The sequence below is a fragment of the Nakamurella panacisegetis genome (genome assembly GCF_900104535.1).
Lineage (GTDB): Bacteria > Actinomycetota > Actinomycetes > Mycobacteriales > Nakamurellaceae > Nakamurella > Nakamurella panacisegetis.
The window spans coordinates 1,861,492-1,886,873 of the sequence record NZ_LT629710.1 but is presented as its reverse complement, the minus strand read 5'-3'; the positions used below and the strand labels follow the sequence as shown (position 1 = coordinate 1,886,873).

Sequence of the window (25,382 nt, the reverse complement as noted above, 5' to 3'; positions counted from 1 at the left end):
TGGCGTGGCGGTGGCGAAAGACGTGAACCCTCGACTGCACTCGTGCGGTCGAGTACGAACGAACGGAGTCTTTACGCCACCCGAGTGAAACCACGACTCGGAAGGGAAATGTCATCCGGGTTCTCACCCGGTTTCTCACCCGGCGCACGGCCACCTGCTCTGACTACTCACCGTGCACAAGGTCATGGATCGACCGGCCCGGCGCCGGTTCGGCGGGCCTGCGTCACCTGATCGTGTGGCCTGCCCGTCCGTATGCGAAGAGAAATGCGTTCTCAGCGCAGGTGCCTCCGTGTCCGGCCCGCCGGGAAGTTCACTCCGACGGGCCGGTCCGGACGGACGACACGAGCGGGGCCGGCAGTCCGGGGTCAGTTCCCCGCGAGGGCCGAGAACAGCTGCTCGTATCGTTGCGCCGGACCGTGTGCGAGTCCGGACTTCACGAACTTCGCCCAGTCGTCCGCCAGGACCTCGTCGAGACCCGACTCGATAGCGTCCAATCCAGCGGCCGCCAAGGCCGCCGGGGAGATCTTCGGCGCTTGCACCCCCGCGGCCATGTCCGTGTCGACCAGACCCATGTACACGCCGACGACGTGGGTGCCCTGGTCCGCGAGCTCGAGCCGCGCGCTGTCGGTGAGGCTCCACGCCGCCGCCTTGGAGGCGGCGTAGGCGCCGGCGCCCGGCATCGTGAACCACGACAGAGCCGACACGACGTTGAGGATCGCCCCGCCCCCGTTGGCTTTCAGGATCGGAGCGAACGCCTGGGTCGTGAGCAGCGGACCGTAGAAGTTCGTGTCCATCTCGCGCCTGATGTCCCCCACGTCGCCGGAGACGACGGACGTGCCGGTGGAGATTCCGGCGTTGTTGATCAGGACCTGGACATCACCGGCCGCATCGGCGGCCGCCTGGACCTGCGAGGGGTCGGTGACGTCGAGCTGGATCGGATGCACGCCGTCCACGTCGACGGAGCTCGCATTGCGCGAGGCGGCGTAGATCTTCCGCGCCCCACGCTCCTTCAGCTGGGCGACGAACTGCGCGCCGATACCTCGGTTGGCTCCGGTCACCAACACGACGGCGTCCTTCAACAGCATGAGATTCCTCTTTCTGTAGCGATCACTATGAATTCCGCCCTGGACCATACCAGATTCCGTAGCGATCGCTACGGTATGGTGTGGGTATGGCTGGACGACCCCGGAGCTTCGACCGCGAGAGTGCGTTGGCGGCCGCCGTCGAGCAGTTCTGGCGCACCGGCTACGAAGAGACCACCATCGCCATGCTGACCAGGGCCATGGGCGTGACTCCCCCCAGCCTGTACGCGGCGTTCGGCGACAAGGACCGTCTGTTCGAGGAAGCGTCCGCCCTGTATTTCCGCCGGACCTGCGAGGCGGTCGACCGGGCGGCCGCCCGCCCGACCGCACGCGGGGCCATCACCACCATGCTCGACGACACTGCCCGAGCACACACCGATCCCGAGACACCGCTGGGCTGCCTCATGCTGACCGAGCCGCGGCTCGCCGCACAACGAGAGGTCCTGCACGGTCGGATCTCGGACCGGATCGCCCGAGGCGTCACCGAAGGCGACCTCCCGGAGACCGTTCAGCCCGACGAGCTGGCCTCGTTCCTGGTGGCCGTCATGCGCGGGATGTCAGGGTGCGCCCGGGACGGAGGTTCGACCGACGAACTCCTCGCCATCGCCGGCGCAGCCATGGCCGCCATTCCGGCTCCGAGCTGACCGACAGCCTCACCAGGCGGGCCGGAGTCGACCCTCGCCGGCGACCGCGGCGAGGGCTTCGCGCAGTGCGGTGGCCTGCCCAGGGCTGATGCGCTGTTCCCACCCCTCGACCGTGCGGGTGGCCGCGCGCTGCGCCGCCCGCGTGCAGTCGTGGCCGCGTCCGGTGAGCACGAGCAGCCACGCGCGCCGGTCATGCGGATCGGCGACTCGGGTGAGGTAGCCGCGGTCGAGGAGGTAGTGCACCAGTTCGCTGGTGGCCTGTTTGGTGATGCCCAGATGCTCGGCGAGCTGGGCGGTGGTGGCCGGGGCCTCGCTCAATCGGGCAAAGGCGAAGCCGTGCACCGGCCGCACGTCGTCGAAGCCGCCCTCGGCCACGCCGTGCTGGATGCCGTCGACCAGCAGCGCGGACAGACGCAGCACGGCGGTCGCGGCACTCCAACTGTCGACAGGCACAGGAACATCTTGACATACACGACAGGCAGCCTGACCATGTAGTCAAGCAACCTGTCTATCTAGGAGTGTCCGATGCCCGTTGTCCGTCCTGCCGATGCCGTGTCCTTCGAGACCCACGGCAGCCAGTTCCTGTCCTACGTCAGCCCCTCGAGAGGCAGCAAAGCGTTGTGCGCCTGGCAGCTCACCGTCCCGGCCGACCTCGTGGGGGTCGCGCACCGGCCCACCCGCGAGGAGGTCCTTCTCGTCCTGGACGGCGAGCTGCGGGTGACCCTGGACGGCAGCCACGCCGCGCTGCATCGGGGTGACGTGGTGCTGGTGCCCGCCGGCAGCGAGCTGCGCGTCGACTCCGGCCCGCAGGGCGCCTCGGCCTGGGTGACGACAACCCCGGGTCTGGAGGCGATCACGGCCGACGGCACCCGAATCAGTCCCCCGTGGGCGGCCTGACTACAGCTGCGGCCGAGCGCCTCAGTGACGCACCCCAATGCACGGTGGAGGCCGGCCGCCGCGGCCGAGCCGCGACAGCCAGCAGTCGGCCTCGGTCGTCAGGACCGGAGGGCGGCGATGATCATCTCCAGCAACCGGTCGGCCTGCACCAGCCCGGCCTCGCCGGGCGGCACCCGCCAGAGGCAGCTGAGTAGAAGAATCACGTCGTTCGGGTCGATCCCGACGCGGATGTCGCCCCGGGCGACGGCCGCGTTTAGCAGCGTGGCGATGGCTCCGCTCACCGGCCCCCAGGTCGCCCCGATCACGGCCTGCGCGGCATCGCTGGTCAACGCTTCTCCCAGCCCGTGCTTCATACGGGCGTGCGCCGCCAGCCCCCTGGCCCACGCCCTGAACGCATCCAGCGGATCTCTCTCGAGCAGGAGACCGTCGACCGAAGCGACCAGGTTCGCCACTTCCTCCTGATACACCGCGAGCACCAGCGCCTCCCGCGTCGGGAAGTGCCGATAGAGGGTGCCCGGGCCGACCCCGGCGAGCTTGGCGATCGCATTCAACGACACCTCCGGGTCGGCGGCGAACGCCGGGTACGCGACCTCGAGGATGCGCGCCCGGTTGCGCTGCGCATCCGCCCGCTGAACTTCCACCATGTTGTCTCCTTGCTAAGCGGAGAGTTCTCCGCTAGCGTCATTGGCGCCAACCGGAGAGGTCTCCACCTGACTATCTAAGGAGTTCTCATGCAGTACCGCAAGCTCGGAACGACAGGACTCGACGTTTCGGCCATCGCGATCGGTGCCATGACCTACGGAGAGCCCGGCCGTGGCCACCCCGTCTGGTCCAAGGGAGAGCAGGAGGCGCGCCCCCTCATCAAGCACGCGCTGGACGCCGGCATCAACTTCTTCGACACCGCCAACATGTACTCGAACGGGTCGAGCGAGGAGATCCTCGGACGCGCGCTCAAGGACTTCGCCAACCGCGATGACGTCGTGATCGCCACCAAGGTCCGTCACCCGATGCGCCCCGGACCCAATGGTCGGGGACTCTCGCGCAAGGCGGTCATGACCGAGATCGACCACTCACTGGAGCGCCTCGGCACCGACTACGTCGACCTCTACCAGATCCATCGCAATGACCACGCGACACCGCTCGAGGAGACGCTGGAAGCGCTCAACGACCTGGTCAAGGCCGGAAAGGTGCGGTACCTGGGCGCCTCCTCGATGTTTGCGTGGGAGTTCGCCAAGGCCCTGCAACTACAGAAGCAGCACGGCTGGGCCCGATTCGTCTCGATGCAGGATCACTACAACCTGCTCGCTCGCGAAGAGGAACGCGAGATGATCCCGCTCTGCCTCGACGAGGGAGTGGGCACGATCATCTGGAGTCCGCTCGCCCGGGGCCGCCTGTCCCGGGCCTGGGACGACGCGCGCTCCACCGCCCGCTCGACCAGCGACGGCGACTACGCCGACCTGCTGTATTCCGCCGCCGAGGAGGATTCCAACCGCGCGATCATCGACGCCGTCGGCGACATCGCGGCTGCCCACGGGGTGAGTCGGGCCGGCGTCGCGCTGGCCTGGCTGCGCCGGCAGCCCGTGGTGACCGCACCGCTCGTCGGCGCGAACTCGACCCGGCAGATCGACGACGCGGTCGCATCACTGGACGTCGAGCTCACCGACGCCGAGGTGACCTCCCTGATCGCCCCCTACACCCCGCGCTACGACTTCCAGGGTGTCTCCGACGAGGCGACCATGGACGCAATCCGCGCTCGCGTACCCGGGATGGCCCTGAGGTGACGGCCGCCGTCCGCACCGGGTCGAGCGGTTTGCTACCGCGTCAGACCCAGGTAGGGCACGACGACGGGTGATCCCTTCGTCCAGTCGAGTGCGGTGGACTGGACGGTGGCGCCGCTGATGATGTCGATGGCGTTGGGATCGGCGGTGTCGGTGTCCACCGACGGCAGGCTGGGGTCCCAGGTGCCGGCGCCCCCGCCGAAGCGGTACTGACCGACGAACCCGGGGCACCCGGTACCGGCCCAGCAGTCGTGGCTGTAGACGGGCCGGATGTTGCCGATGCCCTCGCTGTCCTCGGCGTCGCTGAACATCGATACCTGGTAGGTGGCCGTGGCGAGGTCGGTGGTGCCGAACACGGCGGCCGGGACGGTGACGACGATGAGGTGGCTGCTGGGGAGCACCTGCAGGTCGGCGGCGCCGATCTTGTTCAGTCCCGTTCCGTAGACGCCTTCTCCGTAGGTGCTGGTGTCGTGGCGCCCGTCGGCGACGATGGCCTGCGACCAACCGGTGGCGCCGCTCATGTTGCTGCCGGGCAGCAGCGGGGTAGCCGTGGTCGAGGTGTCCGCGGCGCCGTGGACGTAGATGTTGAGCCGCTGCGTGCTCATTCCGTTGCCGCCCCAGGGGTTGTTGATCTGACCGGCGGTACGGGTGACCATCCGGATGTCGGCCCCGTCCTGGTAGACGGTGAAGTTGGTCAGGTCGAAGCTGCCGGCGTTGAAGGCTCCGTCGGTCGGGTAGACGTAGCTGCCGGGGCCGTTGTCATCGCCGGTCGGGTCGGTGAGCGACCCGACCGCCGTGCCGAACGTCTGGATGGTCCGGACGATCTGGGCGGTGCCGCCGTTGGCGCCCACGGCCGCGATGACGAGCTGGTTGCTGGTGGCGGACAGGGTGATCTGCGTGTTGAACACCCCGCCGGTCAGAGCGAGTTGCTGCTTGACGCCGTTGACCGACAGGTACACGGCCACGGCGGTGGTGGTGCCCTTGACCGTCACGGTGCGGCTGTCGGCGACGGACTGGTCGGCCAGGCCGGCCACCGTCAGAGTGGGTGCCGACGGGGTGTGGCCGGTGGCGTAGCGCTGGGCGACCACGGCGGGGGTCTCGACAACCTTGTGCTGCCCGATCCCCTGGGCCAGGCGCACGTACTGGGCCATCGCCCAGGACAGTGGCGCGGCCGAGCCGGTGCCCTTCCCGTCGACGTGGTGGTAGCTGGTCGGGTCGGTCTGGTCCCAGATCTGTTCCGGGATCATGCGGCCGGCGTTCGCGGTGTTGGCCATCGTCTGCAGGTAGGACAGGGCATTTCCGCCGGTGCCGAGGACGTACTCGCCGCGTTCACCGGAGAGCAGCGGCCACGGGCGCCCGATGCCGACGCCGGTCCACGGGGCGCCGTCCGCCGTTTCGCCGTATCCGTCGTACGTGTAGCGCTTCCACACGGCTCCGGCCGGGGTGGTCTCCATGAGCGACTGGTCCACCGCCGCCAGCGAGTGCGCGACGTAGGAATCGGTGGGCGCCTTGACGCCGAGCCGGGTCAGTTCCAGGAAACCGGCGTCCACGACGGCGTTCTCCGGGTGGGTGCCGGCCCCGTTGGCCCAGTTCCGGGTCGCGCCGTCGTCGGGGTTGCCGCTGCCGGAGATGCGGATGTAGTACTGGCCGTCGGACAGGTTGCCGTTGCTGGTGTAGGTCCACTTCTCGATGCTGCGCTGCCACTGGTCGGCGGTGGCCTGGTAGATCGCGGCGCCGGCCCGGTCGCCGACCTTGGTGGCGATGGCGGCGGCGGCCGTCAGGCCGGCGATCTCGTCGGCGATGGTCGACGGCGAGTAGCCACCGGTTTCCTCCCACCGTTCCTGCGGGGTGGCCGGCCCGGTGGCCACGAGGTAGTCGGCGGCCTTGGCGATGTGCTGGGTGTAGAAGGTCTTGTCGAACTGCCCGACCTGCCAGGCCAGGATCAGCGGATAGGCGGTCTCGTCCAGCTGGATGTTGGTCTGGTCGGGGGTGCCGTCGACCTTGGAGTTCTGCGGGAAGTGGCCGTCGGGCTGCTGTTGGCGGGTGAACAGCCAGTTCACGGCGTCCTGGGCGGCCTTGACGTCACCGGCGGCGAGCAGCCCGGTGGCCTGCTCGTACTCGTCGCGGGCCCAGACGAAGTGGTAGCCGTTACCGGCTCCCCCGGCGCCGGTGGCGTCGACCGCCTGGCCCCACGGGATGGTCAGCGACGCGATGAAGGCGCCCGGATACGTCTTGTCCTGGTTGGCCTTCACCGCCATCACCGAGGCCCAATACTGGTCGGCGAGCGCTCCGGTCACGCCGCGGGGCGTCCGGCGCAGGCCGTTGACGTAGTGGTGCCAGCCGCGCTGGTAGTTGGCCTGCTGCGACCGGAACGGGCGCTGGAGGCTGGCCTTCGCCCCGGCGAGCGCGTGGTTGGCGTCGGCCGCGAAGGACAGAGCCAGCGTGAAATGCGTGGTGTGCCCGGCTGTTCCGTCCACCGGAACCTGGCCCGCCTGGGCGATGTTGCCGGGACCGGCGGCCGGGTAGGTGGCCGAGAGGGTGTGGTGGACACTGATGTCGGTGGCGCCGTCGGAGCTGCCGACGAATCCGGTGGAGGTCTTGCTGAACGGGACCGACGAGAGCAGCGCGCTGGCCACCGGGGTGCCGGCGACGTGGGTGTCGGTGGCGACGAGGGCTGACCCGGACGTGGAGCCGGAGTCGTTGCCCGAGTCGCCGGCCAGGGACGGGTCGTAGAGCGTGAACAGCTGGTATGCACCGGATTTGAGGGCCTGGAACGAGACGTCCATGAGCACCGATGCCCGGTCGGGGTCGGTGACGTACGTCTTTATCAACCGCCAGCGCCCGGCGTGATCGGTGGAGATCTGCTGATAGGTCAACGATTTCGGGTCGGCCAGGCTGACCGTGCGGTCGACCGAGGCATCAGTCTCCAGCTGGGTCCAGCTCGAGCCGTCGGTGACGGCGAAGTCGAGCTCGCGCGTGTTCGGGGTCTGACCGTTGGGGTAGTACACCTCGCTCATGGTGCCGCCGGTCAGGGTGTACCAGATCTTCGACGCGGTGGTCGTGGAGGTACCGATGCCCTCCTTGTCGCCGGTGGTCCAAGTGGCCGATGCCCCAGGCGATCCCGGCGCGGCCGGCACGGCGGCCGAGGCCGCTGCAGCGGCGGTCGACGGGGCCGTCAGCAACGCGGCGGCCAGTGCGCTGACCGCGCCCAGGGCGGCCCAGCGGCCGGCACGCCCGCGCCGGCCGGATCGGATCTGCTGGTGCACGTGGATCTCCATTCGTCGTCGATGACACAGCGGAGAAGAGCCGATCACGGTGCTACATCGGGTGATCGGCCGCTTCGAAGATGGCGAGCACGCAGGACGGCTCGGGGATCACCGCGGAATGAGCGGGCCCGGATTGCCGAACCGCTGGGTGACCTCGTAGTCCGGGGCGGCCCACCGCGCCGCATTGGCGATGACGTCCTGGACCGCGGAGTGGTGGTACGTCGGGTACGTCTCGTGGCCCGGACGGAAGTAGAAGATCTTGCCGGATCCCCGGACATAGCAGGCACCGCTGCGGAATACCTCACCGCCGGTGAACCAGCTGATGAAGACCAGGACGTCCGGCGTTGGCACCTCGAAGTATTCGCCGTACATCTCTTCCTGGTCGATGATGATGTGCTCGTCGATGCCTCGGGTGATCGGGTGCCCTGGGGCCACGTTCCACAACACCTCGGTGTCGGTGCTCTCCCGCCACTTGAGGTTGCAGGTGGTGCCCATCAGGCGGCGGAACAGCTTGGACCCGTGCCCCGAGTGCAGTACGACCAGCCCCATGCCGCCGAGCACCCGCAACTGCACGCGCTCCACGATCGCGTCGTCCACCTCTTCGTGAGCCAGGTGCCCCCACCAGATGAGCACGTCCGTCTCGTCGAGCACGGCGTCGGTCAGGCCGTGCTCGGGCTCGTCGAGGGTCGCCGTGCGTGTCTGGATCCCGCGGGCCCGCAGGGCTTCGGCGATCGTGACGTGCATGCCGTCGGGATAGATGGCGGCAACTTCGGGGTCGCTCTTCTCGTGCCTGAATTCGTTCCAGACCGTCACGCGGGTCATGAGTTTCCTTTCGGGAGTTGTTCCGGCCGGCCTGTCCGAGACGAGGCGATTGCGGCCAGGGCCAGCGCGAGGGTGGCCAGGTTGTCGGATCCGCTGGTCTCCGCGGCGCGGCCCTCCCGGATGGCGGTGGCGAACTCCAGGGTCGAGCCGATCCGGTCGAACACGGCGTAGGGGGCGAGCGTCAGCGGGTAGGAGGGTCCGGATAGCGGGTGCACCGTCACACAGTCGCCGTCGGTGGTCAGGTCGTTGCGGCCCGTCCATTCGATGCTGCCGTCGGCGCATTCGATCATCCACTGGCCGGCCCATAGTGTCGGCTTGTCGGTGCTCACCCAACTTCCTTGGTAGTTCACGACGGCTCCCCCGTCGAACGCGACGGTGGCGACCGCAGCCGCGTGATCGGCGAAGTTGCTCCAGTCCGGGTTCCACGCGTGGCAGGCCACCGAGACCGGTTCCTGCCCGAGGATGAACCGCATCAGGTCGAAGTGATGGATCGACATGTCCAGCAGCAGCGGATTGGTGGAAGCGTGGAAGCGGCTGACGCCGGCGCCGGTGGTGTTGGCCAGCTTGCGGAAGTTGACGCTGACGGCACCGACGGAGCCCAGCGTCTTCCGGGCCACGAGGTCCGCGACCGCCCTCGCCGCGGGATAGAAGCGGTAGTTCTGACTGACCATCAGAACGAGGCCGGCCGCCTGGGCGGCGTCGACCATGGCCTGGGCGTCGACAAGTGAAGCCGCCATGGGCTTCTCGACCAGGACGTGCTTGCCCGCGGCCAGCGCCTCGAGAGCGACGGCGGCGTGATCCGGGAGCGCCGTCGTGACCAGGACCGCCTCGGCGTCCGTGGCCGCGATCGCCTCCCGCAGGGAGGCAAAGCACAGCGCCGGGTCGACGTCGAGTTCGGCCTGCAGCAGGTCGAGCATCTCGGGGAACACGTCGACCCAGGCCACCGTGGTCAACAGGTCAGGGTGCCCGGAGAGCGCTTCCGCCCAGGACCGGCCCCACCCGCCCAACCCGACGTGGATAACCCTCAGGGGCGTACTCATATTCATCCCTTTCTTCGTCCGGGGCGTTTGGGCTCACCGCAGCCCCGGACCGTGATGTCAGCCGAGCAGATGGATTCGTGACTCCCACGGCTGCAGTTCCGCCGCCGTCGAGGCACCGTGGGTGGTCACCAGGACCTGTGCTTGCGTGAGGTCCGGTACCGCCCCGGCGGGCAGCGCCGCCGGCGCGGACGAGCAGTTGGCGATCATCACGAGCATCTGACGGCCCAGAGTCCGGGTCAGTGCCCAGATCTGTTCGTGCTCGGGCAGCAGCAGCTCGAAGCGTCCCTCCACGACGATCCGGTGTGATTTCCGCAGGGCGATGAGTTGCCGGAAATGGTGGAAGACGGAGTCCGGGTCGTTCTCGGCGGCGGCCGCGTTGATCGTCACGTAGTTGGGGTTGACCGGCAGCCACGGCTGGCCGGTGCTGAACCCGGCCTGGGCGGAGTCGTTCCACTGCACGGGGGTTCGCGCGTTGTCCCGGCTCCTGGCGGCCAGTCCGGCCAGCACGGTCTCGGCCTCCAGGCCCAGACTCATCGCGTCCGCGTGGTAGTTCACCGATTCGATGTCCTGGTACTGGCCGATGTCGACGAAGTAGGTGTTGGTCATCCCGAGTTCTTCGCCCTGGTAGACGTACGGCGTCCCCCGGTGCATGTGCTGCACCGTGGCCAGCGTCTTGGCCGAGTTGACCCGGTGGGCGGGCGAGTCGTCCCCGAATCGGGACACCGCGCGGGGCTGATCATGGTTGTCCCAGTAGAGCGAGTTCCACCCCACGTCGGCCAGGCCGACCTGCCACGCCTCCAGGTTCTGCTTCAGGGCGGGCAGCGACAGCGGATGCAGGTCGAACTTCTGCCCGCCGGGCTTGGCGTCGAGGCCGACGTGCTCGAAGGTGAAGACCATGTCGAGCTCGCGGTTCGCCGGGTCGGTGACGGCCCGGGCCGTGTCGATGGTCGAACCCGGCATCTCGCCGACGGTGATCAGATTGCGCTCGGTCAGCCCGACCTGGGCGTTCATCTCGGCCAGGAATTCGTGCAGCCGATCTCCGTTCGCGATGGCGGCGAACGACGAGGAGTATTTCTGATTCGGCCCTACCGGGCCGTCATCGAACCGGGCGGGCTTGGAGATCAGGTTGATCACGTCCATCCGGAACCCGTCGACACCCCGGTCGACCCACCAGTTCATCATGGCGTAGACGGCCTGCCGCACCTGCGGGTTCTCCCAGTTCAGATCCGGTTGCTTCCGGGAGAACATGTGCAGGAAGTACTGGCCGCTGTTCCGGTCCAGCTCCCACGCCGAGCCGGAGAACGCCGAGCCCCAGTTGGTCGGCTCCGCACCCTCGGCGCCGGGCTCGAATCCGTCCCGGGCCGGGCGCCACCAGTACCAGTCACGCTTGGACGACAACGGGTCCCGCGATTCGATGAACCACGGGTGCTCGTCGGAGGTGTGGTTCACCACCAGGTCCATCACCAGCTTCATTCCCCGGCCGTGCAGCGCGGCGATCAGCTCGTCAAGGTCGGCCAGGGTGCCGAACGCCGGGTCGACGTCCTGGTAATCGCTGATGTCGTAGCCGTTGTCGTCCATCGGCGACCGGTACACCGGCGACAGCCAGACGACGTCAACGCCCAGCCGATGCAGGTAGTCGACCTTCCCCGTGATGCCGGGGATGTCGCCGATGCCGTCGCCGTTGCTGTCGGCGAACGAGCGGGGATAGATCTGGTAGACCACCGAGGACTTCCACCAGTCCGGCGGGCGGTTCTCGCCGGCCGCGACCGGCTCCGCGGGCGCGATCGGCTGCACGGCGGATGTGGATTCTCGTCCGGTTACCGAACCGGCCGGCGGGTTCACTTGACCGCACCGGCGGTGATGCCGCTGATTAGGTGCTTCTGTCCGGCGACGTAGACGATGATCACCGGGATGACGGCCAGGGTGGAGCCGGCGAAGATCAGCCCCCAGGCGCTGCCGTGTTCACCCTGGAAGGCGGCGATACCCAGCGGGAGCGTTCGCTTGTCGACGTCCGTGATGACGGTGAGCGCCCAGATGTATTCGTCCCAAGCTCCGAGGAAGGCGAAGACGGCCGCGGTGGCCAGCGCCGGCCGGGCCAGCGGCAGATACAGCCGCAGGAATTTCCGCAGGGTGCTGGCGCCCTCGACGGTCATCGCCTCGTCCAGTTCGCGGGGAACGCGTTCGAAGAATGCGCGGAGCAGGAATGTCGTGAAGGCGACTCCGCCGCCGGTGTAGAACACCGCGAGCCCGTTCAGCGAATCGGTCAGGCCGAGGTTCTTGGCCAGGATGAACTGCGGGACGATGACGACGATCCCGGGGATCATCAGGCCGGCCAGCAGCAGGGAGAACACGAAGTTCTTCAGGAAGAAGTCGAACCGGGCGAACGCGAACGCCGTCATCGAGGAGATGACCACCACCGCGACGGTGGTGAGCACCGCGACGTAGGCGGAGTTCAGGAAGTACAGGCCGAAGCTGTTGCTGGACAGGGCATCGCTGTAGTTGGCGGTGGTGAAGTTCAGTGGGAGGAGGTGCGGCGGGGTCGGCAGGGTGGCGCTGTTCGGCTCCAGCGAGGTGGAGATCATGATGACGAAGGGCAGGATCATCATGATCGCGCCGACGAGCACGATCGCGATGCGCGCCACCAGCCAGCCGCTCAGCCGGCGCTTGTTGGTCCGGGCCGGATCGGCGGCGGCCGCGGCGGGGCGGGCCTTGACGGTGGTGGTCATCGCTGGGGCTCCTTCTTTTCGCCCAGGAATTTGAACTGGATGAATGAGACGATGAAAATGATGATGGCCAGGATGAACGACATGGCCGACGCATAGCCGAAGTCCAGGAACGAGAACGCCTGCTTGTACATGTAGGTCAGGGGCACCTCGGTGCTGCCGGCCGGGCCGCCGTTGGTCATCAACAGCACGGACTGCAACACGTTGAACGCACCGATCACCTGCAGGACCAACACGAACAGGAAGGTGCCACGGATGCCGGGCATGGTGACGTGCAGGAATTTCTTCCAGGCGTTGGCACCGTCCAGGTCGGCCGCCTCGTACTGATCCTCACCGACGCCGCCCAGCGCGGCCAGGAAGACGACCAGGCACCAGCCCATGTTCTTCCAGATGCCGAGCACGGCGATCGCGATGAGGCCGGTCCACCGTTGCTCCAGCCACGGCACCGGGCTGTTCGTCAGGGGCAGCAGGTCGGTGATGCCCCAGTTGACGGCACCTCCGTCGGTGGTGAACAGGAACTTGAACAGCAGCGAGACGACCACCCAGCTGGTCACCACCGGGATGTAGAACAGCACGCGGTAGACCGTGCGGCCGGGGATCTTCGCGTGCAGCAGGACGGCGAAGAACAGCCCCAGCGCCATCGTCAGCGGCACCGACAGGACCAGATACACCCCGGCGTTGACCATGCTGGTCCAGAACTGGGGATCGTGCAGGGCCCGGGTGTAGTTGTCCAGGCCGATGAACGTGCTCGCGTCGGTCGGTAGGACGGCCCACTTGTAGAAGCTGATCTGCAACGAGCGGAGCAGCGGGTACCCGATGATCACGAAGAACAGGATCAGCCCGGGTGCCGCGAATGCCCACGGTGTCCACCAGTGCGCGGCGCGGCGGCTCGCCCCGCCCCGGCTCGGCTTGAATGCCCGAACCGGGACGGCGCCCTCCTCGGCAACGAGGACTTCGGAGGTCACGCCGGATCAGCCCTGGGCCAGCAGCGGATCGATCTGGGCCACGGCGGCGTCCATCGCGGCCTGGGCACTCTGCTTGCCCTGGAACGCCAGCTGGGTCTGCTTGGTGAAGATGTCATCGATCTTCGCCCACTGCGGAGTGGCCGGTCGCGGCTTGGCCGTCTTCAGCTGGTCCAGGAACGGCTGGTAGAACGGTTCCAGACTGGCCATCGTCGGGGCCATGCTGCTGATGGCGGAGAGCTGTCCGGCCTTGCCCATCGCCAGTTGGGCTTCGTCGGAGAGCATGTAGCGGATGAATTCCGCGGCCAGCGTCTTGTTCTGCGACTGCTGGGTCATGACGATGTCCTCGCCGCCGACCACGCTGATGCTGCCGCCCGCGCCGGAGAACATCGGTGCCGTCTGCGGTTGGAAGTTCTTGTAGGACGTGGCCAGGTTCGGGAACGTCCAGGGCCCGTCGACGATCGTCGGGTAGATGCCCTTGGCCAGGCCGTCGCTGGTGCCGACACCGCCGGTGCCGCCCAGGATGATCTGCGGGATGGCCTTGGCCTGGTACATGTCGATCAGCATCTGCAGCGCGGCCACCGATTTCGGGCCGTTGAGGTACCCGGTGGACTTGGTGACGTCGGCGTTGGTCATCTCACCGCCGTTGGACCAGATGAAGGGCAGCATGTTCCAGCCCGCGGAGCCACCTTCGGCGAAAATGTACTTACCGGGAGCCTTTGCCGCCGCCGCCTTGAGTTCGTCCAGCGTCTTGGGCACGGAGGTGATGCCGTCGGCGGCCAGTGCGGCCTTGTTGTAGATGGTGACCTTGGTGTTGGTGTCCAACGGCAGACCGTAGTACTTGCCCTTGTACTTGTTGGTCGCGAGCGGCCCGGGATACATCTTCTTGGCGTAGGTCTGGAAGTCGGGCATCGCGGCGTCCAGCGGGGTCAATACCCCCAGCTTGGCCAGTTCGGGCACGGTGACGATGTCCGCGCGGATCACGTCCGGCAGTGCGCTGCCCGCCACTGCCGTGACCAGCTTCTGGTGCATGCTGTCCGACGGGACCTGCACATCCTGGACGGTGACGCCGGGGTGCAACTTCTCGAACGCCGGGATGATGATCTTCTCCAGCGTGCTGACCTCGGGCCCGCCGGCGCTGTAGGCATGCCAGAAGACGATCTTGCCGGTCACCGCGGCACCGGAGGTCAAGGTGGGCACGGCGGTGGGTGCCGACCCGCCGCCGGTACCTCCCGTCCCGCATCCGGTCACGGCCGTTGTCAACGCGGTTACCAGGGCAATCACCGGGAGCGCACGGGTTTTCTTCACTGAGGGAGGTTCCTTTCCGGGTACGGGCTTCGTTGTCCGTCGGAGCGAAGTAGAGCAACCAGCCAGCTGACGTCGTAAGGAGGTATATAAATCTGTTTGATCAATCTGGCTTGCACTAGTCTGGACAGCATGACTGGTGCTGTCAAGTGGGTAGCGGGATGAACACTGCCGAGTCGACGGCCACCACTCCCCTGTTGCGTCGGCTGAACATGGCCGCGGTGCTGGAGTATCTGATGGGGGTTTCGGCGGTCACCGGCAGCGAGGTGATGACCGCGACCGGGCTTTCCCGTCCGACCGTGCACGCAGCGTGCGATCACCTGATCAATCTGGGCTGGGTCGTCGAGCTCGACGGGCGTCGACCCGAAGGTGACGGCCGGCCGGGCCGGCCCGCCCGCTGCTACCAGTTCAACGCCGAGGCCGGATACGTGCTGGGCATCGATCTCGGCGAACACAAGGTGTCCGTCATGCTGGCCGATCTCCGGGGAGAAGCGGTCGCCACCGCCACCGAGCGCAGCGAGCCCGACGACTCGGCCGCGACCCGTCTCGCCACGACCCGCCGGGCCATCCGCTCCGCCTCGAAGACGGCCGGAGTCGAGTCATCTCAGATCCTGGCCGCGAGCATCGGCGTCCCAGCGCCGGTCACCCCGGCCGGTCGGCTGGTCGCTTCGTCCGATCCCGAATACCTGCCCGGCATGGCCGACGTCGACATCGTCAAGGGCGTGCGTCGCGGCCATCACTGGCCGGTGCTGCTGGAGAACGACGCCAACCTGGCCGTCCTCGGCGAGCGGTGGAAGGGCGTCGGAGTCGGCGTCGACAACCTCATCGTCATCCTCTCCGGCGAAAGGCTCGGCGCCGGGCTGGTTCTCGGAGGCCAACTCATCCGCGGATTCGGAGGAGGCGCCGGCGAGCTGACCTTCCTCGAGCTCGTCGAAGGTATCGGCGACACCCACGGGATCGGGGCGTTCGCCCGCATCCAGGCGCGCGATGCGGTCGCCACTCTGCGCAAGGCCAAGCGCGGACCGTCGGCCCGATCCGGCGACGAGGACTCCCGCCATCCCGCGGACGCCCTGCTCGCCCTGTCCCAAGGCGACCCGGCCCGGATCACCGGCGACCTGGTCACCGCCGCCGCCCGCGCCGGCGACCCGGTCGCGGTCGAGATCCTCGGCCGCGTCGCGGAACGGATGGCCCGGGTGGTGGGGGTGATGGCCACCATGCTCAACCCGCAAATGGTGGTGATCGGCGGGGCCAGCGCCGAAGCGCTGGAACTGATCCACGACCCGATCGCCCAGCGGCTATCGGCCTACACGAAGCAGCCACCGCAGCTCGAGCGCACGCGGCTCGGTGATCGCGGGGTACTTCTCGGTGCCGTCCGGCTGGCCCTGGACCATGTCCAGACCCACGTCTTCGACGCGCTCAACTAGCCGTACCCGGCCACGGATCGAGCCACACCCACCACGGACGGTCACCGCTGCCGCACGGCAGGAACGACTTTGGCCAGCCTCTGCCGCGCGCGTTGCCGGGCCGTGACGCGGCCGAGGTGCTTGCGGTAGCGCCGTGATCACGCCTGTGCGAGCTGCTGCCGCTGACGGCCAAGTCCCGATATCTCCATTTCCATCACGTCACCGTCGGTGAGATAGGGAAAGCGGCCGGACATGGCCACACCGTGCGGCGTGCCGGTGTTGATCAGATCGCCTGGATCCAGCACCAGGAACTGGCTCAGCTCATGAATGATGCGGGCGACCGAGAAGATCATGTCGGCCGTGCTGGAGTCCTGCCTCGGCTGTCCGTTTACCCAGCTGCGCAACCTGAGGTTCTGCGGGTCCGGCACCTCCGTCGCCGGCACCAGCCACGGGCCGAGCGGATTGAAGGTCTCGCAGCTCTTGCCCTTGGACCACTGGCCGCCACTGAGTTCGAGCTGGAATGCCCGCTCCGACACGTCGTTCGACACGACGTATCCCGCGACGTGGTTCAGCGCCTCCGCCGGTGATTCGAGGTAGCGGACTCGCCGCCCGATCACCACGCCGAGTTCAACTTCCCAGTCCGTCTTCGTCGCACCTCGAGGAATGAGCACCTGGTCGTCGGGGCCGATCACGGTGTTGGGCGACTTGTAGAACAGCATCGGATTCGTGGGGGGCGCTGCGGCCGATTCGGCAGCGTGCGCGACGTAATTCATCCCGATGCACAGCACCGCTCCCGGCCGGGCGACAGGTGGACCGATCCGACGGCCACTGATGTCGACGACGGGCAGGCGTGGAAGCGCTGCGGTCAACCTGGCGATGCCCTCGCTTGCGAAGAACGAGCCATCGAAGTCGTCGGTCACCTGCGACGCGTCTCTGACCCGTCCGTCGGCGGCGACCACCATCGGGGTTTCAGCACCAGCGGCGCCCACACGCATCAGTTTCATCTTGTTCTTCCTGTCGCAGCTCAGTTGGTTCGGGCAATTTCGGATCGGCGTCGTGAAGATTCCGATTTCTGGCCAGGCGACGACAAGCTGGCTCCCCAGGGGCGACTGAGGCTCGGCCCTTCGACCGCCGACATCTCGTCGGTGACGAGAGCGGTGACCGAACTCGGATGAGTGCTGACGAACCTCGCGTCGATGCCGATGTGGGAGTGACCGAGCAGTACTACGACCTCTCGGGCGGCTCCGGTCATGGCCTGGGTGATGTCGGCGCTTGATGCACTGTGGTGGGACAGGCCACGGTCGGTGGAGAAGCCGTCCCCACCGACGAAGGCACGGCGCACGTGCAGGTGATCCAGGGATCTCCGGGCCACGGCCCCGGTCAGCTCCTGCGGTCCGCCTTGCTGGACGCCGGCGGTGACGATCACGTCGGCCGACGTAACGGCCAGAAGCCGAGCGACCGCCAGGGAGTTGGTCACGACGACCAGATCGCTCCGGGTGTACAGCTGGCGAGCGAGCGCCTCGCCGGCCGGGCCGGCTCCGACGATGATCGTGTCGCCGTCAGCAACGAGATCGGCGGCGGCCAGGCCGGCCGCCCGCTCGGCGTCCCACCCGAATCCCGCCGGATGTATGGAACCTGCGCCCTGCTCTGCGGTCGTCCGCAGCACGGCGCCTCCGTGGCACCGCTCCACAAGCCCGTCGCGAGCCAGGCGCACAACCTCGCGCCGCGCCGTTGCCACCGAGCATTGCGCGGCGGTTGCCATCTGGGCGAGCGTGGCCGCCCCGCTGGTTTCGAGCAGACGCAGGATCACCGGACGTCGTGCGTGGCCATTCATCTTTGTTCCCCCAGCCGGTCCGGCTGGATCGTCGCGGTCGCCCCGCTGCCCGATCGCCGGTGGCGATACGCCGCTCGCGGTAGGGTGCGGCGATGGGTAGCGCACGGCCGCCGGCCGACGACGAACCGGCGTCGAGCGTCGGTGCGGTGAAGTCGGCCGACCGCCTGATGACCCTGTTCGAACACCTCGCCCAGGTCGGGGAGGCAACGTTCAGTTCCATCACCGCGGACCTGAAGATTCCGAATTCTTCCGCCTACCAGCTGCTGCGCACGGCCCACCGACGCGGCTTCGTCGAGTTCGACGAGCACACCCGCACCTACCGATTGGGCCTGCGGATCTGGGAGGTGGCCCAGTCCTTCGCCGGCAACCTGGACCTGCCCGGCACGGCCCAGCCACTGATGACGGCGCTGTCCGAGGAGACCGGGGAGACGGTACAACTGGCCAGACTGGACGGGTTGGAGAACGTCTACCTGGCTATCGCCGAATCCAGTCAGGCCATGAAGCTCGTGTCCACCGTGGGTGCCCGGTTGCCGGCGCACACCACTGGAGTCGGCAAGGTTCTGCTTTCCGGGCTGGCCGACGAGGACCTGGCGGAACGCTTCGCCGGTGTCAAGCTGGAGCGGTTCACGAGGAACACCCTGACGTCGCTGCCCGAATTGCTGACCGAGGTCCACCGCATCCAGAAGCAGGGATACGGCGAGGACAACGAGGAATACGTCGTCGGCTGCCGGTGCATCGCGATGCCAGTGCGCGGCGGCGACGGCCGGCCTCTGGCCGCGATGTCCGTCTCCATCCCCACACCGCGCTTCAATCGGACCGTCGCGCGGGACGTGCGCTCCGCCCTGAACCGGACAGTGGTCGAGCTCGAGCGTCGTCTCGGCTCCGGTCTCGGCTGACCCACCCCCGTCCGGCTCGCCGCTGGTCAACGATTCACTCGACATAGAAGACCTGCCGGCGGACCTGGACCATCCCCTGATCAGGCGACGCCTTGTCTGCCGACAGCGGCCGCATCCCCGCCTCCCAGCGCTCACCGACTTCAGTGGGGTTGGAGTTGAGCGCGTCGAGGGCAGCGAGGTCATCGTGTTCGAAGTAACCGAACACCTCGTCCCCGTCCAGGAAGATCGAGTAGTTGCGAATCCCCTGGGCCTTGATCTGCGCGACTAGTTCGGGCCACGGTTCCGCGTGCGCCCGCACATACGCGTCGATCCCGGCCGGATCGAGCTTCTTGCGCCACATTGCTCTTGCCATGGAAGTTCTCCTTCACGGTCAGCTGGTGCTGATCTGATGAGTGCTAATAGGTGTGGGTTTCAGCGACCTAGCTGCACGGTCATCTGTTGGGCAACGTCCTCGTTGAGCGTGTACCCCAGACCCGGCGCCGTCGGCGGCGTCAACGAGCCTCCGGACAGGGTCGGATTGCCCGAAAAGAGCTGCCAGAACATCGAGTTCGAGTCCTCGGGCAGCACGTCGGGGAAGTATTCGGCAAACGGGCAATTCCATTGCGAGAATACGAAGTGCAGATTGTGCAGTTCGTTGGAGTGCGGGATCATCGGGATGTCGCGCGCCGCGCCGAGTGCGAATACCTTGCGTGCCTCGGTGATGCCGCCGAGCCGGTTCACGTCAGGCTGCAGGATGTCGGCGGCGCCCAGCGAGATGGCCTCGGCGAACTCCCACCGGGAGTAATAGTGCTCGCCGTGCGAGATGGGTGTCTCCGACTTCCTGCGCAGTTCGACGTAGCCGTGGACGTCGTGCGGCATCAGCGGCTCCTCGATCCACTTCAGGTCGTACGGGCGGAGCATGCGTTCCATCTTGATGGCGTAGTCGAGGTCCCAACCCATGTAGGCATCGGCCGCGAGTTCGACGTCGTCCCCGATGGTCTCGCGGACCGTGCGGATGAGCTCGACATTTCTGCGCATGCCGGCCAGTCCATCCTTCGGCCCGAACCCGAAGCGCTGCTTCATCATCCGGTATCCCTGGGCAACGTATTCCTTCGCCTCAGCGGCGAGCTCGTCCAGATCTTTGAGGGCGTAGAGCCGGCTGGCATAGGCGGTCGCCTCGGTGCGAACCAGGCCGCCGAGCAGGTCGTAGACCGGGACGCCGAGCGACTTGCCGATGATGTCGTACAGGGCGATGTCGATCCCGCTGATCGCGGACATCGGCGCGCCGCGCCGGCCGTAGCGGCTGGAGGACCGGTACATCTTGGCCCACAGGTACTCAGTGCGAAACGGGTCCTCGCCGACCACGAGATGTCTGAACTGGTGCTCGATGATCGGGGCGATGCCGGCATTGCCCGATCCGCACGTGCCGATACCCGTGATGCCGGCGTTGGTCTCGATCTCGACCAGGACCAGGTTCACCGGTCCCCAGTAGTCCCGCTCGGCCACGTCGGGGAACTGGGTGGTGGGCGTACACAGCCATGGGACGTCCGCCGCCCGGGTTTGACCGGACGGGCGGGGGGCAAGAGACCGGACACGTACGTCCGTGATACGAAGATCGGACACGTCTACTCCTTGATTCGGTAGATGCGACAGGCGTTGCGGCACAGCACGTTGTCCCGGCCGGCAATGGTGAAACGGTCCAGTGCGAGCAGATGGAACTCCACGAGCCGGCGGTAGTCGATGGTGGCCTTGTCGATGGGAAAGTTGCTGGCGAACAGCGTCCGATCCGGGCCGAAGCAGTCCAGCAGGACGGACAGGTAGTGCCGGAACTGGCGGTCGTCCCAGGTGGGGTCGACGGTCTCGAAGCCGGAAGTCTTCACCGAGACGTTCTCCAGCCGGCCGAGTTCGAGCAGGTCAGCCGCCCACCGCACCAGGTCGGCCTGATGCCACGGGACGTGCAGACCGCCGTGGTTCAACACGAATTGCACGTCAGGAGTGGCCGCGACGACGGCGGTTGCGTCCCGTAGCTGGGTCGGCAGAACCTGTAGGTCGAACGACAACCCGCGGCCGGCGAGGCTGGCGAGCCCGTGACGCCAGACCGGATCCAGCAGCAGCGGACTGGCCGCCTTGACGCCGCGGTGCCAGTCGAGCATCTGCCGCACCCCGACGACGTCCGGGCACTCCTGCTGTCGATCGAGAGCCGCATCCAGGTCAGGTCTCTCCAGTTGCACGGATGCCACCAGCACCGTGTGGATCCCGTCCTGTTGATGACCTGGTCGCCAGCGGTCCGTCTCCGCCAGCGACCAGGCCGGCCCGCGACCGGCCTCTATGTGAACATCGCCGACCAACTCGACGCCGGCGGCCCGGACGTCAGCGGCCAGATCGGCCAAGTCGTATCGCGGCATGCCCGCCGCACCGGGCAGATCGTCTGCGTAGCAGTGGTGATGCGCATCCACCACCCGTGGTCTGACGCCCGTGGCGGCCTCGTCGGCCGTGGTGCTCATAGGGCGGTCGGTGGTCGGTAGGCCTCGACCGGCTTGCCCGCGGTCGCGGACTCAACCGCCGCGGCCAGCAGCGCAACGACATCCGCGCCGATCTCCCCCGGTGCCGCGAGCGGTCGGGTCCGGTCGGGGTCGATTGCCGCAGCGACCAGGGCGATCGATGTGGCCCGTTCAGGATTGGCTTCCGCCTCCGTCAGGTCGGGCTCTCCTCGCAGAGGCATTTCTCCCCGGCTGATACCGAGGCGGCCGCGCACCGTGTCCAGGCACGCATGACCGCCGGCGGCGAAGAACCGGTACTCCTCGATGCGTGCTTCGTGGGACAGCACGCTGCCGGTGGTGGCGATGGTCGCGACCGAGCCGTCGCTCATCCCGACGGCCAATGAGTCCGCGAGATCGACCTGTAGACCGCCGAAGTTAGAATAGGCACTGACCGATTTGGGATACAGACCGGTCGCGGAGAGCATCACCGCGACGGCGTGGGTCATCTGGCTGTTCATCTGGCCCCCACCCCGTCGCGGATCCGAGTAGGTCGATGCCGACGAGGCGAACAGGCCTCCGTGCTCGAGTTGGGTGCTCACGTCGCCGGCCAACAGCCGGTGTACGCCGGTGGCGAAGAGCCCCTGACTCAGCACCGGCGCGCCCAGTTGGCCACCGGCCAGGACCGCCCGCAACCGGGTGAGGTGCGGGGAGTGCAGGAACGGGTAGCCGACGTGCAACCGGGCGCCGGTGCGCTCGGCTCGCCGGACCAGGTCCCATGCTTGCACTGGATCCAGCGTCATCGGCTTCTCGACCAGCACGTCGATGCCGGCGTCCAGCAGGGCGGCCGCCGGTTCGAAGTGGGAGTCGTGGGGGGTGGCGACGATCGCACAGTCCACCCCGGCGTCGATCACACCGGCAACGTCCGTCACGGCGACCGGCACGTCGAAGATGCGCGCGGCCTCGTCGACCCGCGAGCGGTCCTGGTCGCACAACGCGACGACGACGGCGTCCGGGTTCTGTTTGAGCGCAACCAGGTGCAACCGGCAGGCCCACCAGCCGACGCCGACCACCGCGACCCGGGCCACTCGTGTCGCCGTCATGAGGTCTCCTGGTCCAACAGCTCGAGCGTCTCCAGATCCACGATCAGGTCGTCGATCTCACCTTGCAGCAGCGCGTCGATGGGCCGGTGCGGGCCGCGGAGGCTGGTCGTGCCGATCACTCCGCGTCGCCGCAGCAGGTATTTCTGGATGTACAGGAACGACTCCATATCCCGCGATCCAAGAACGGTGAAGGGCGCGATGCGCCAGAGCAGCCTCGTCGCCGCGCCGCGGTCACCGGCCAGGAACAGCCGATGCACGGCGGCGAACACGTCGGGAAAAGCGGGACCCGGCATCGTGCCCATCGACCCGCGGACGAGCTCCTGGACGAACCCGGCACCACCGAGCCCGCCGAGCATCGTGATCGGCTCAGTGCCGGCCAACGCCCTGATCTCCGACATCTTCGGGCCCGGCGCCGGCGGCTCGATCTTCAGTGCGGCGACGGTGGGTGCCTGACGGGCGATCTCGACCAAGCAAGAAGCACTCAGCTCGACCCCGGTGTTCTGCGGAGCATCCTGGATCACCAGGGCCGCGCCGGTCTCGTTGGCGGTCTCGACGAATGCCCGGACGACCTCGGCGACGGCTGAGCCCATCAGACCGGTCGGCCTGACCATCACCGCGTCGGCACCGGCATCCACCGCCCGGCGCACAGCCGCGATGCCGGCACGAGTGCTCGGCACCTCCGCATTGCCGAGCACCTTGACCCGCCCGGCCGCAGCCTGGACGGTCGCCGCCACCAGGTCGACCACCTCCAGCGGGTCGAGCTTGTTGACCTCGCTCCCGTAGCCGATGCCGACCCAATCCACCCCGGCCGAGACAAGGAAGTCCAGTTCCGCTTTCAGGTCCGTCACATCGATGGATCCGTCGGCGAGAAACGGCGTGACCAGGATCGGGATGACGCCGCCAAGATTGACCCTCGGAATGCTCATCGGCGTTCCACCGTCACGGGCCCCTCGGCCACGTTCGGGAAGACCAGGATCTTGCTCGCCTTACTCTGCCCGTTGGCCAGGGCCGCAAAGCTGGACTGGGCTTCCGCCATCGACACCCGTTCGTCGATCAGGTGCGCCAGGACGGCGGGTGCGGTGCCCACCCACTTCGCCGTCTGCCGGAATTCCTCGGGGTCGTAGCAGAAGCTACCGACAACCGAGCGCTCCTTGGTCGAGATCTCGTATGCCGCCAGAGAGATCTGCGGTGCACCCATCCCCACCAGCACGACCGTCGCACCGAGCGGTGCGCAGGCGAAGGCGGTGGCCATGGTCGCGCCGATGCCGACCGCGTCCACCACGATGCTCGGTCGACCGGTCAAAGCGTCGGCCACCATTGCGGGTAGACCGGCCTCGTCGACCGCGCCCGGGTCGACCGCGACGGCACCGAGCGCTTCGACCACGTCACGGCGATGAGGGTCCGGTTCGGACACCACCACGGCGGCAGCGTCCAGTCGCTGCGCCGCCAGCACACACGCCTGGCCGATCGGCCCCCCACCGATGATCAGGACATGATCCGATGGTCCGCACCGGCCACGCCGCAGGGCGTGATAGCCGACCGCCAACGGCTCCACCAGGGCGCCGTATTCGGCCGGCATCGACTCGGGGAGCACGACGACATTTGCTGCGGGTACGGCCATCTGTTGGGCGAACGCCGAGCTGAATGATGTCGCCACCCCGATGACCACCTTGTCCGGGCAGTTCTGGTTCTGCCCGGCAAGACAGTCCGCGCAGTGACCGCATCCGATGACAGGGTTGACCGTGACGAGCGCACCGGCCGAGAGCCCGTACTCGTTCGTCCCTGACCCGAGCGCGGCGATCCGGCCGACGGTCTCGTGGCCCATCACCTGTCCGGGGACTCGGCGGCCGTTTTCGCCCGTGAAGCCGTGGATGTCCGAGCCGCAGATACCAGTGGCCACGATGTCGATGACAACGTCGCCATCACCGGCCTGCGGGTCCGGGACGGTGTCCACCGACAGGTCCCACCAATTTCTCAATACCAGTGCTTCCACAACGCATCCCATCGGTTTCGTGTCTGCGATTTTCTCGGACAATGCCGTAACGGCCCGTCCCTTTTCCGGATCCCCGCCTGAGCGGCCACTGCCGCTCGGTACTACGCTCATGCATCTTGTCGAACTTCGCTTCACATCTTTGAAATGCGTGAGCCCCGCTCACCGGACCGAACGGAGCATCACATGAACAATCCGATCCGCTGGGCCATCTGGGCCACGGGCGCCATCGCCGACAAGTTCGCCGCTGACCTGCCGCTCGTCGCCGACGCGGAACTGTTGGCGATCGGGTCCCGCAGCATGGCGAACGCGAACGCGTTCGGTGATCGCCACGGCATCCCGCGCCGGTACGCCGGCCTGCCGGACCTGCTGTCCGACGGTGACATCGATGTCGTCTACATCGCCAGCCCGGCCTCCGCACATTGCGGCGACGCGCTCACGGTCATCGCCGCCGGCCGACATGTGCTGGTGGAGAAGCCGTTCACCTTGACGTTGGCCGATGCGCACCGCGTGGTGGCCGCGGCCGGTGAGGGCGGCGTGTTTCTGATGGAAGCCATGTGGTCCAGATTCCTGCCCTACTTCGACATGCTGGCCGATCTGCTCGGCCAGGGTGTCATCGGGGACATACGTTATCTGGAAGCCGATTTCGGCATGCGCTTCCCGGCGGACAATCGTCTGTTCACCGCCTCGACCGGCGGCGGCGCCCTGTTCGACCTGGGCGTCTACCCCCTGCAGCTTGCACACGCAGTACTCGGCGTACCCACCAGCCTGCTGGCGTCCGGGCTCATCGGCCCCACCGGCGTGGACCTGACCACCCAGATCGCTCTGCGCTATCCGCAGGCCAGCGCCTCCCTCCAGACGAGCCTGACCGTGCCCCTGCGCAATGAAGCCCGTCTGGTGGGCGCCGACCGCGAGATCGTGCTGCCGAAATTCCTGCACTGCCCCGATGAGATCGTCATCGGACATCGCGACATGAGCGGCGGCGACCTGGTCGTGGACGAACGGCTTCCGGCGAACCAACAGGGCAACGGCCTGCACTACGAGGTGGCTGCGGTGCACAGCTGCATCCGCGCCGGGTCCGTGGAGCATCCGTTGATGCCGTGGGCGGCCACCCTGGAGGTGATGGCCATGCTCGACCAGACGGCCGGGCAGATCGGCCTGCACGTGGGCTGATATCGGGG

Annotated in this window: 24 protein-coding genes; 6 read left to right on the top strand and 18 right to left on the bottom strand. The window is 67.6% G+C overall.

The window, feature by feature from the left end; translation table 11 throughout:
* Nucleotides 1–365 precede the first annotated feature (365 nt).
* The gene (locus BLS97_RS08305; protein ID WP_090475568.1) at nt 366–1,085 is read right to left on the bottom strand and encodes an SDR family oxidoreductase; all 720 of its coding nucleotides are present in this window, start codon (nt 1,083–1,085) and stop codon (nt 366–368) included.
* A gap of 86 nt (nt 1,086–1,171) precedes the next feature.
* Here BLS97_RS08305 and BLS97_RS08300 point away from each other — a divergent pair, with 86 nt between their 5' ends.
* Nucleotides 1,172–1,726 (top strand): TetR/AcrR family transcriptional regulator, encoded by a 555-nt coding sequence (locus BLS97_RS08300; RefSeq protein WP_090475567.1) that lies wholly within the window; start codon nt 1,172–1,174, stop codon nt 1,724–1,726.
* Nucleotides 1,727–1,735: 9 nt separating this feature from the next.
* Here the strand turns inward: BLS97_RS08300 and BLS97_RS08295 are convergent, their stop codons facing one another.
* The gene (locus BLS97_RS08295; RefSeq protein WP_090475566.1) at nt 1,736–2,179 is read right to left on the bottom strand and encodes a MarR family winged helix-turn-helix transcriptional regulator; all 444 of its coding nucleotides are present in this window, start codon (nt 2,177–2,179) and stop codon (nt 1,736–1,738) included.
* Between the two features lie 72 nt (nt 2,180–2,251).
* Between BLS97_RS08295 and BLS97_RS08290 the strand changes: the two genes are divergently transcribed.
* Nucleotides 2,252–2,623, top strand: a complete 372-nt coding sequence (locus BLS97_RS08290) for a cupin domain-containing protein (protein WP_090475565.1) — start codon at nt 2,252–2,254, stop codon at nt 2,621–2,623.
* A gap of 98 nt (nt 2,624–2,721) precedes the next feature.
* On the opposite strand, the gene BLS97_RS08285 is transcribed toward BLS97_RS08290, so the two are convergent.
* Nucleotides 2,722–3,267, bottom strand: coding sequence for a TetR/AcrR family transcriptional regulator (locus tag BLS97_RS08285; protein WP_090475564.1), 546 nt, complete (start codon nt 3,265–3,267; stop codon nt 2,722–2,724).
* Nucleotides 3,268–3,354: 87 nt separating this feature from the next.
* Between BLS97_RS08285 and BLS97_RS08280 the strand changes: the two genes are divergently transcribed.
* Nucleotides 3,355–4,404, top strand: coding sequence for an aldo/keto reductase (locus tag BLS97_RS08280; protein WP_090475563.1), 1,050 nt, complete (start codon nt 3,355–3,357; stop codon nt 4,402–4,404).
* 32 nt (nt 4,405–4,436) lie between these two features.
* Here the strand turns inward: BLS97_RS08280 and BLS97_RS08275 are convergent, their stop codons facing one another.
* The 7 genes from BLS97_RS08275 to BLS97_RS08245 all read right to left on the bottom strand — a co-directional run bounded on the left by BLS97_RS08275 (nt 4,437) and on the right by BLS97_RS08245 (nt 14,522).
* Entirely contained in the window at nt 4,437–7,667 is a 3,231-nt protein-coding gene (locus tag BLS97_RS08275) for a glucan 1,4-alpha-glucosidase (protein WP_197676470.1), read from the bottom strand.
* 108 nt (nt 7,668–7,775) lie between these two features.
* Entirely contained in the window at nt 7,776–8,489 is a 714-nt protein-coding gene (locus BLS97_RS08270) for a ThuA domain-containing protein (RefSeq protein WP_090475561.1), read from the bottom strand.
* Nucleotides 8,486–9,529, bottom strand: a complete 1,044-nt coding sequence (locus BLS97_RS08265; RefSeq protein ID WP_172832240.1) for a Gfo/Idh/MocA family protein — start codon at nt 9,527–9,529, stop codon at nt 8,486–8,488. Before BLS97_RS08265 ends, BLS97_RS08270 begins: the two co-directional genes overlap by 4 nt.
* A gap of 57 nt (nt 9,530–9,586) precedes the next feature.
* Nucleotides 9,587–11,323 carry an alpha-glucosidase gene (locus BLS97_RS08260; RefSeq protein ID WP_231988419.1) on the bottom strand — a complete coding sequence of 579 codons (1,737 nt, stop codon included), beginning with the start codon at nt 11,321–11,323 and terminating at the stop codon, nt 9,587–9,589.
* 44 nt (nt 11,324–11,367) lie between these two features.
* Nucleotides 11,368–12,255: a carbohydrate ABC transporter permease gene (locus tag BLS97_RS08255; RefSeq protein ID WP_090475559.1), complete on the bottom strand. Its 888-nt coding sequence runs from the start codon at nt 12,253–12,255 to the stop codon at nt 11,368–11,370.
* Nucleotides 12,252–13,217 (bottom strand): carbohydrate ABC transporter permease, encoded by a 966-nt coding sequence (locus BLS97_RS08250; protein ID WP_090475558.1) that lies wholly within the window; start codon nt 13,215–13,217, stop codon nt 12,252–12,254. Before BLS97_RS08250 ends, BLS97_RS08255 begins: the two co-directional genes overlap by 4 nt.
* A 6-nt stretch (nt 13,218–13,223) precedes the next feature.
* Nucleotides 13,224–14,522: an extracellular solute-binding protein gene (locus BLS97_RS08245; protein WP_157695298.1), complete on the bottom strand. Its 1,299-nt coding sequence runs from the start codon at nt 14,520–14,522 to the stop codon at nt 13,224–13,226.
* 158 nt (nt 14,523–14,680) lie between these two features.
* On the opposite strand from BLS97_RS08245, the gene BLS97_RS08240 reads away from it, so the two are divergent.
* Nucleotides 14,681–15,943, top strand: coding sequence for an ROK family transcriptional regulator (locus tag BLS97_RS08240; protein WP_090475556.1), 1,263 nt, complete (start codon nt 14,681–14,683; stop codon nt 15,941–15,943).
* A 137-nt stretch (nt 15,944–16,080) separates the two neighbouring features.
* Here the strand turns inward: BLS97_RS08240 and BLS97_RS08235 are convergent, their stop codons facing one another.
* Both BLS97_RS08235 and BLS97_RS08230 read right to left on the bottom strand, forming a co-directional pair.
* Nucleotides 16,081–16,926 carry a fumarylacetoacetate hydrolase family protein gene (locus BLS97_RS08235; RefSeq protein WP_090475555.1) on the bottom strand — a complete coding sequence of 282 codons (846 nt, stop codon included), beginning with the start codon at nt 16,924–16,926 and terminating at the stop codon, nt 16,081–16,083.
* Between the two features lie 20 nt (nt 16,927–16,946).
* Nucleotides 16,947–17,756 (bottom strand): DeoR/GlpR family DNA-binding transcription regulator, encoded by an 810-nt coding sequence (locus BLS97_RS08230; RefSeq protein WP_090475554.1) that lies wholly within the window; start codon nt 17,754–17,756, stop codon nt 16,947–16,949.
* A 92-nt stretch (nt 17,757–17,848) separates the two neighbouring features.
* Here BLS97_RS08230 and BLS97_RS08225 point away from each other — a divergent pair, with 92 nt between their 5' ends.
* A complete protein-coding gene (locus BLS97_RS08225) occupies nt 17,849–18,652 on the top strand; it encodes an IclR family transcriptional regulator (protein WP_090475553.1) in 804 nt (267 codons plus the stop codon).
* Nucleotides 18,653–18,686: 34 nt separating this feature from the next.
* Here BLS97_RS08225 and BLS97_RS08220 read toward each other — a convergent pair whose 3' ends face one another.
* Genes BLS97_RS08220 through BLS97_RS08195 form a run of 6 tightly spaced genes read right to left on the bottom strand, consistent with a single transcriptional unit; the run spans nt 18,687 to nt 24,165 of the window.
* Complete coding sequence (locus tag BLS97_RS08220) at nt 18,687–19,004, bottom strand: L-rhamnose mutarotase (RefSeq protein ID WP_090475552.1); 318 nt, start codon at nt 19,002–19,004, stop codon at nt 18,687–18,689.
* 59 nt (nt 19,005–19,063) lie between these two features.
* Nucleotides 19,064–20,254 carry an enolase C-terminal domain-like protein gene (locus tag BLS97_RS08215; RefSeq protein ID WP_172832239.1) on the bottom strand — a complete coding sequence of 397 codons (1,191 nt, stop codon included), beginning with the start codon at nt 20,252–20,254 and terminating at the stop codon, nt 19,064–19,066.
* A gap of 2 nt (nt 20,255–20,256) precedes the next feature.
* Nucleotides 20,257–21,135, bottom strand: coding sequence for an amidohydrolase family protein (locus tag BLS97_RS08210; protein ID WP_090475550.1), 879 nt, complete (start codon nt 21,133–21,135; stop codon nt 20,257–20,259).
* Nucleotides 21,132–22,211, bottom strand: coding sequence for a Gfo/Idh/MocA family protein (locus BLS97_RS08205; RefSeq protein WP_090475549.1), 1,080 nt, complete (start codon nt 22,209–22,211; stop codon nt 21,132–21,134). Before BLS97_RS08205 ends, BLS97_RS08210 begins: the two co-directional genes overlap by 4 nt.
* Entirely contained in the window at nt 22,208–23,137 is a 930-nt protein-coding gene (locus BLS97_RS08200) for a dihydrodipicolinate synthase family protein (protein WP_090475548.1), read from the bottom strand. Before BLS97_RS08200 ends, BLS97_RS08205 begins: the two co-directional genes overlap by 4 nt.
* Nucleotides 23,134–24,165, bottom strand: a complete 1,032-nt coding sequence (locus tag BLS97_RS08195) for a zinc-dependent alcohol dehydrogenase (RefSeq protein ID WP_197676469.1) — start codon at nt 24,163–24,165, stop codon at nt 23,134–23,136. Before BLS97_RS08195 ends, BLS97_RS08200 begins: the two co-directional genes overlap by 4 nt.
* 222 nt (nt 24,166–24,387) lie before the next feature.
* Between BLS97_RS08195 and BLS97_RS08190 the strand changes: the two genes are divergently transcribed.
* The gene (locus BLS97_RS08190; RefSeq protein ID WP_157695297.1) at nt 24,388–25,374 is read left to right on the top strand and encodes a Gfo/Idh/MocA family protein; all 987 of its coding nucleotides are present in this window, start codon (nt 24,388–24,390) and stop codon (nt 25,372–25,374) included.
* The last annotated feature ends 8 nt before the right edge of the window (nt 25,375–25,382 follow it).